5 protein-coding genes and 3 pseudogenes are annotated in these 6,370 nt (G+C 56.5%); 2 read left to right on the forward strand and 6 right to left on the reverse strand.

The window, feature by feature from the left end:
• Together K309_RS0133260 and K309_RS38545 are read right to left on the reverse strand one after the other, a co-directional pair.
• The coding region (locus tag K309_RS0133260) for a helix-turn-helix domain-containing protein (RefSeq protein WP_035878792.1) at positions 1 to 273 on the reverse strand (273 nt) is incomplete at its 3' end.
• Positions 274 to 369: 96 nt separating this feature from the next.
• Positions 370 to 1,704, reverse strand: coding sequence for a helix-turn-helix domain-containing protein (locus tag K309_RS38545; RefSeq protein WP_035878793.1), 1,335 nt, complete (start codon positions 1,702 to 1,704; stop codon positions 370 to 372).
• A 302-nt stretch (positions 1,705 to 2,006) separates the two neighbouring features.
• On the opposite strand from K309_RS38545, the gene K309_RS38550 reads away from it, so the two are divergent.
• Positions 2,007 to 2,916 (forward strand): IS5 family transposase gene (locus K309_RS38550; RefSeq protein WP_232232613.1). Its coding sequence is split into 2 segments (ribosomal slippage): positions 2,007 to 2,087 and positions 2,089 to 2,916, totalling 909 coding nucleotides; the frame shifts between segments, so codons are not numbered across the junction.
• Between the two features lie 931 nt (positions 2,917 to 3,847).
• Here the strand turns inward: K309_RS38550 and K309_RS38555 are convergent.
• The 4 genes and pseudogenes from K309_RS38555 to K309_RS41100 all read right to left on the reverse strand — a co-directional run.
• Positions 3,848 to 4,267, reverse strand: a pseudogene (locus tag K309_RS38555) (transposase); the annotation flags it as partial.
• Positions 4,268 to 4,674: 407 nt separating this feature from the next.
• Positions 4,675 to 5,139 (reverse strand): hypothetical protein, encoded by a 465-nt coding sequence (locus K309_RS38560; protein WP_051320753.1) that lies wholly within the window; start codon positions 5,137 to 5,139, stop codon positions 4,675 to 4,677.
• Positions 5,136 to 5,537, reverse strand: coding sequence for an HrpB1 family type III secretion system apparatus protein (locus K309_RS41095; RefSeq protein WP_084402687.1), 402 nt, complete (start codon positions 5,535 to 5,537; stop codon positions 5,136 to 5,138). The genes K309_RS38560 and K309_RS41095 overlap by 4 nt, the downstream gene beginning before the upstream one ends.
• Positions 5,538 to 5,758: 221 nt before the next feature.
• Positions 5,759 to 6,076: pseudogene (locus K309_RS41100) on the reverse strand (IS5/IS1182 family transposase); the annotation flags it as partial.
• A gap of 136 nt (positions 6,077 to 6,212) precedes the next feature.
• Here K309_RS41100 and K309_RS42210 point away from each other — a divergent pair.
• Positions 6,213 to 6,370: pseudogene (locus K309_RS42210) on the forward strand (IS5/IS1182 family transposase); the annotation flags it as partial.

The following is a 6,370-nucleotide window of genomic DNA, read 5'->3' on the forward strand; positions in this document are numbered from 1 at the left end:
CAGGAAGTGCCGCACCACGCCCCACAGCACGCCATCGCTGTCGAGCTTCGCAGCAGGACGGCTGGCGTCACGGCGCCGGGTGCGCGACGCATGCGCCACTGTAGCTCGGTAAGAGTGCCCATGGCAGGTATTGCGGGCAAGCTCACGCGAAATGGTGGACGGCGAGCGCCCCAGCCGGAAGGCCATGTCCCTCACGCCGATTTGCTCCGCCTTCCAAATCTCGATGCGCATGCGCTCTTCGGGTTGCTGTTGCCGGTACTTCTTCTTCGTCATCCACCACACCTTACCAAATGGCAAGGTGTGGCACTTCAGATTTTAGAACGCCCCGCATAACCCGAGGCCTCTGGAAGGCGAAAAACCGAGGGAACCTTACTCCGTCCGGATACGCTCCATCCGCAGTTGCCGGATTAGCTCGGTAGGCGAAAGGCCGAGCGCTTGCTTGAACGCGCTTTGTAACGCGCGCTCGGTCACATCGACCTCCGCAGCCAACTCGCGCACCGACAGATCGCGTTTGTCGAGATTTTGCAGTAAATATCGATACGCACGGCGGTAACGGGCTGGCAAGCGTACCGCTACATCATCTAGTTGTGGCGCTTGCTCCGCCCGCTTACAGGCGTATGACACAAGTGCCTTCGAATCGTCGCGTAGGGAACGAGCGAAGACTAACGCATAACGGCTGAAATAGAGCATGGCTTCGCGGCTACGCCCTAGCTCTTGATGAGTCTTCGCGAACGCGTATAGGTATTCAATCTGCCGATGGCAAGTCGATGCCAAAAGGCCCATCCGATGCAAGGGTTCTAGCAGAATCTCGGCCAATTGTGGCTTTTTGGCAGTGATCGCGGCCAGCACAGCTTCGATGCGTGTGCTTTGCAGATAAGCGCCGAAACCGCTCCGCTGGGCCCAGTTCAGATGAGCCGTGATGCCGCCGATGGCTGCAGCCTCACCACGTGCCAGCGCGCGCAAATGCCACAAATACTTGACCCGATGACGCAATAGCGTTCCGGAGACGTCCAGCGCCTCTGCTTCGTGGCGATCGGCCTCGTCGCTTGCCGATGGCATCGAATCGATTCCGTCAGTTGCAACTCCACTGTACATTGCATGATCGCCGAGACCCGACCGCCAATACGCATGATCGCATAGGATCGTCGCGTTACGAAGCTCGCGCTGGACGGCAATATCATAGCGCAATGTCACGACAATTTCGTGCCAATGGCAAAGCGATGGGTCCGAAATCGCGATCGCCAGCTCATCAAGCGCGTCGCTCGAGTATCGCGATTGGCCGAGTTGGTGCAACGCGCCCACAATGCCGAGCTGCGTCTCCACTCGCTGCGCCGGCTCAACTTGCGGATCATCGACAAGCCGCGCGAAGCATGTCAGTGCCATCGCGAGTCGATGGCGAAACAGTGCCTGCCAGGCGGCGTTACGGCACGACGCCGTGCGGAGCGCATGGCGCCCTGAACGCATTGCCTTTTGTGCACTGCGATAGTGTTCTTCTGCCTCGTCGCAGACGCCGATTGTCATCTGAATATCGGCATACAGTCGACGCAGTCCGATCAACTCGACGGTTTTCGAGATGTCCAGCCAACTGCTTGCTTGTGCTGCGGCAGCATTGAGATTACCGTCGCAGATCTTATTGAGGAAGCTCTCTGGTACGTTTGGAACTGATAGCGATGCCGCCAGTGGAAAGTAGAATGTTAGAAACATTTCGGCAAACTCCCTCAAGACGCAATACGCGTGTTGCAAACAGCAGATTTTTGAGAATATCGGAAAATTGGCGGCCAATTCTGATACGCAGCCTCTCGCATTCGCGATTATTCGGAGTGCCTTTAGCAAATCGCCGAACCGAGGAGCGAAGGTATGGTGCGCCACAAGGAAGCGCCCACTTGCCAGGGAATGTGCGCGAAATATCTTGAACAAATTGCGGGCTGCGATAAGCGCTAGGGATGGTGTTCAAAATTGGCAAATGTCCGCATGTTCAGCGGAGCGGTTGGGGGGCAAATGAACGCATGAAACAGACCGATCTGAACCTGACGTGCCGGCGTACGCGTAAGCGGGTATTTCTCGACGAGATGGAGCGCGTGGTGCCGTAGAAGTGGATTCGTGGCGCTGATTACGCTGCATGCGCCGACGAAAGCGCCTGATCGCAAGCCATTTCCCATCGAAGCGATGCCACGCATTCACTGTTTGCAGCGGTCGTTCGGCTTGAGCGACGTAGCGATGGAAGGGGCGCTGTACGACGTGCCGCTGTACCGCGAGTTCACGGGGCTGGGCGGCATGAGCCGGTTGCCGGCCCCTGTGAGCATCCCGAGGTTTCGGCACCTGGCGGAACAACACAGATTGGCCGAGCAATTTTTGAAGACGGTGAACGCGCAGGTTAGCGCAAAGGGTTACCTGCTCAAGGAGGGCACGGCAGTTGATGCCACCCTGATTGCCGCGCCGAGTTCGACCAAGAACAAGGACGGCGAGCGCGACCCCGAAATGCACCAGAGCAAGAAGGGAAACACCTGGCACTTTGAAATGAAGGCGCACGTTGGCGTCGATGCCGACTCGGGCTTGGTCCATGCCGTCGTGGGTACGGCGGCCAACGTCAACGATGTCACGCAAGCGCATGCCCTGCTGCATGGCGAGGAGGCCGACGTGTTTAGCGACGCAGGTTACCAAGGCGTCGACAAGGGCGATGAGAACCAAGGGATCGTGGTGGACTGGCATGTCGCGATGCGTCCAGGCAAGCGTCGCTTGCTGAACAAAGCCGGTGCCCTTGGCAAGTTGCAGGATGAACTCGAATGGGTCAAGGCGCGCATTCGCACCAAGGCAGAACATCCGTTTCGAGTCCTCAACCAGTTTGGCCACATGAAGGTGCGTTATCGCGGGCTGATGAAGAACACGCAGCAACTGCAGTCGCATGCCAGGGGCTAATTGCGCCTGGGTTCGGGTCGAAGGCCCGACACATGGCCGACAACGTTCCAGTTCATGCCGAATTTGGCGTCGAATCCGAGCGAAATAGCTCACTGAATGCAACCGACCACGCTCAGCATCACAGTTCGCCATTGCCAACGTTGTCTTGAACACCATCCCTTGTTCGTAGCGCTCGTTAAAACTTTGGTGCCATGTATTCATCGATCCAGCGCATCTGAGAGGTGAGTTTTCTCGATCTCCAAGGATCGCGTTCATCGCGTAAAGGTAAACTCTTAGCAGCGGCCAGCTAACCTGTTGATAGCGTCGAGCCTTCCGTCGCACACAGAGGGCTTACTGTCGGGTCACGACGTAGATGTCGCCATAGTCAGTGAAGTAGCCGCGCCCGGTAAGGCGGTGCCGACGCTTTAGCTCGCTGGGTTGATAGCGTCGATTCAACGCTGTACAACCCAAGCAACTCCGTCGGCGCTGCGGTCACACTGGTACAAGACGTCCCCGGTTGTTGTCAGCACGTCTTCCTGCACCTCGCCAGACGGAACCTGCAGCGACTCGGGCAAGTTGGGTAGAAGCGGCGGCAACAGGCACGCATCATCGCGATCAGAGCTGACAACGCGACGCGCCCCAGCGCCCGCGCACGGCAGGAGATCATCTCGCTATCCGGAAGACAGGCGTGTGCCGACTGGATGGCGTACGCCTGACGATTGGTCGCTGCCGTTTGAGCATAACAGACGCATCGCGTGGACTGGCTGAAAGCGGTTGGATGATCGTCGAAACACGGACACCCGCGTGAATACCAACCATTTGGGGTTTTGAACATCATCCACCTTAGTCTTCGATCGAGAGAGAGTGCGCTCCAGTTTCATCCCCCCAGCGACATGCGACGAGTTGACCAAACTGCAATTGGCCCAGTAGTTGAAACGTTGATTGGACAGGCCTAGTGTCCTGCGTCAGAAATTCGCAGACAAAATTGCCTGATGCTGGCGAGGACGTCTTCGGCGGACTTTGTCCAAACGAAAAGCGGGGGGGTGGTATTGTTCAGGTCGAGGTATTGCTGGATGGCTTGCTCAAGTTGTCGGGTTGATCGATGCGTGCCGCGGCGGATGTATTGTTCCGTGATGGCGGCAAACCAGCGTTCCACTTGATTGATCCATGAGGCGGAGGCCGGCGTGAAATGAACATGGAAGCGCGGATGGCGAGCGAACCAAGCCTTGATCGACGGCGTCTTGTGCGTGCCGTAGTTGTCCATGACGAGATGCACATCGAGCATAGGTGGCACGCTGGCTTCAATCGTGCGTAGAAACTGCAGGAACTCACTGCTGCGATGTCTGCGATGCAATTCACCGATAACTTTTCCAATCACCGAAAAAAGCGAACGCATTTTCTATGGGATGGATACCGGCTGGAACATTGTCGGACGTGAAAGCGGGCAGACTTCCGTACGATCATTCATGGCGAGAGAACTTTATCATTATACGAGGGAAAGAGACGGCGGCTGGGGCGAAAGTGACAGGTACTGCTACGCTCGCCCAGGCAACAATGGAAGGCCGAGGGGGCAAAGGGGAAGCATGCTCAGTTTGTTTCTTGCGCCTTTTCTGCTGAAAACAGCGTTGTTCATGCGTACCCCAAGTTGCATGAGTACACCATCCCTGAGGAAATTCCTGCGCGATGCAACAACGTGAAAACCAATGTCGTGATTGACACACACAGCCGATACGGCAGCCGGAAAGCGATGGCCCTGATAAAGCGGTTTAGCATTGCTCATCACCCGAGCTTACGCGACGGCCGGCAATGTGACAGCCCGTTCAAGTCAACACGCGCGGCTCGACTCCCGCTGTCTGGCGTCATGCGATAAACCATAGTGTCTTCCATAGTCCCAACACGCTGCCAGCCGCAACGCTCCACAAATGCCAAGCCCTTGCTGTTCCACGGCTCAAGGTGAATGAATATTTCCCGCCGGAAGCTGAACAACCAAACCAATATGGGATTAAGCAAAGCTGCCCAACGTCCGTGATGCGAGGGGAGAATAGCTATGTGTGCAGACTCTCCATCGTAGATCACGCCTCCAATGTCAAGACCGTTGCACTCGATCCCAATCGAATGGCAATCGGCATACACCGATTTAAACGCCTCCCTAGTGACGATGCGTCGCACTGACTCGTCAAACCGGGCGCTCTCAATATCGTAATAGAGATCGAGATCGACCCGATCCGTCAAGCGTAGCGTCATGAGGTAACACCTGATACAGGGAGCCCCGGTCGTCTGTTGATCAGTAACCCCATCGACGTGCGGATATGGGGGCGAGGATCACTTTCTGCCAACTCAGTAGCGAGACCTTCCCAGAGTGGATCCTCCAGAAAATACAGGCACAGTGTCCGTAGATCAGGGCAATGTTGCTGGTCCAGTCCGTTGAGGTAATGCAAAGCGTTTAACGCTTCCCCACGTTGGATATAAACTAGAACCCGAAACACCAGAATGTCCGGGTGATCAGATGGCAGTTTTGTCAGTTCAATAAGATTTTCGATCTGAGCCTGTGCCTCATCGAGTTCATTGTCACCCAGCGCGTGCAGTATTGCCGAAATTACCTCGGTTCGGTGCTGACGTAGTGCATCTGCGGGTTCGAGCATCGTGACCTCCTGCTTGCTTTATCGGATAACCTTAGTTTCAGGCTTGGCGACGGCCCCCCCCAAGCCTCCAGCAAGTTGTTGAAAAGCACCTCGTCATAAGGGACCCAAGCGATGATCAGGAATGTTTCGCGTGTGAATTTCCAACAGAAATCCGGACGCTCCGATCAGTGCAACGCGCCTGCGCGTGGATGCCAGGCCTCCCGACCGCGCGCATCGGCGACTCATTTCACCGCTCCGGTATGGCACCGCATCCATTATTCGCGCCATGTGCGTGAGGTTGCTCGCGACCATTATCAGTTTGAAGTGCACGCTGACCTCTTGATGCCGTGATACACCGTCTCCCGGATCCGACCGACCACCTTGCCCCAGCTGAAATGCGGATGACCTTACTCATCCAGCCGTGCGATATACGCTCATCGATCGCGCTCCGTCCTAGCGGCGTCGTTGTGTGCGACATACAGGTTATATTACGCGCCGGCAATCATTTACGAAATCATACGTGTCATACGCCTTGTCGGCACGACTGTCTTCGCGTGAGTGCTAAAGGCACCCCGTAGAGCCGATGTTAAAACTGGCTCGCAACCTGCTATGGAAGTGCTGAATAAATCAGTGCGCGAGTCATCGCGGGATTGGGTGAGTGCGTTGTCATAGTCATGTCCATGGTTCAGTCCGGTGATGAAGCGACAGATTAGTTTTGCGGAAGCAGAAAGCCACGGCAAGAAGCGGGGGACGCGCCGCCAGCGCTTCCTGACGGAGATGGAGAACGTCGTGCCGTGGTCGCGGCTGATAGCGGCGGTCGAGCCGTACTACCCCAAGGGGAAACGCGGCCGGCC

The sequence above is a fragment of the Cupriavidus phytohabitans genome, assembly GCF_000426345.1.
GTDB lineage: Bacteria > Pseudomonadota > Gammaproteobacteria > Burkholderiales > Burkholderiaceae > Cupriavidus.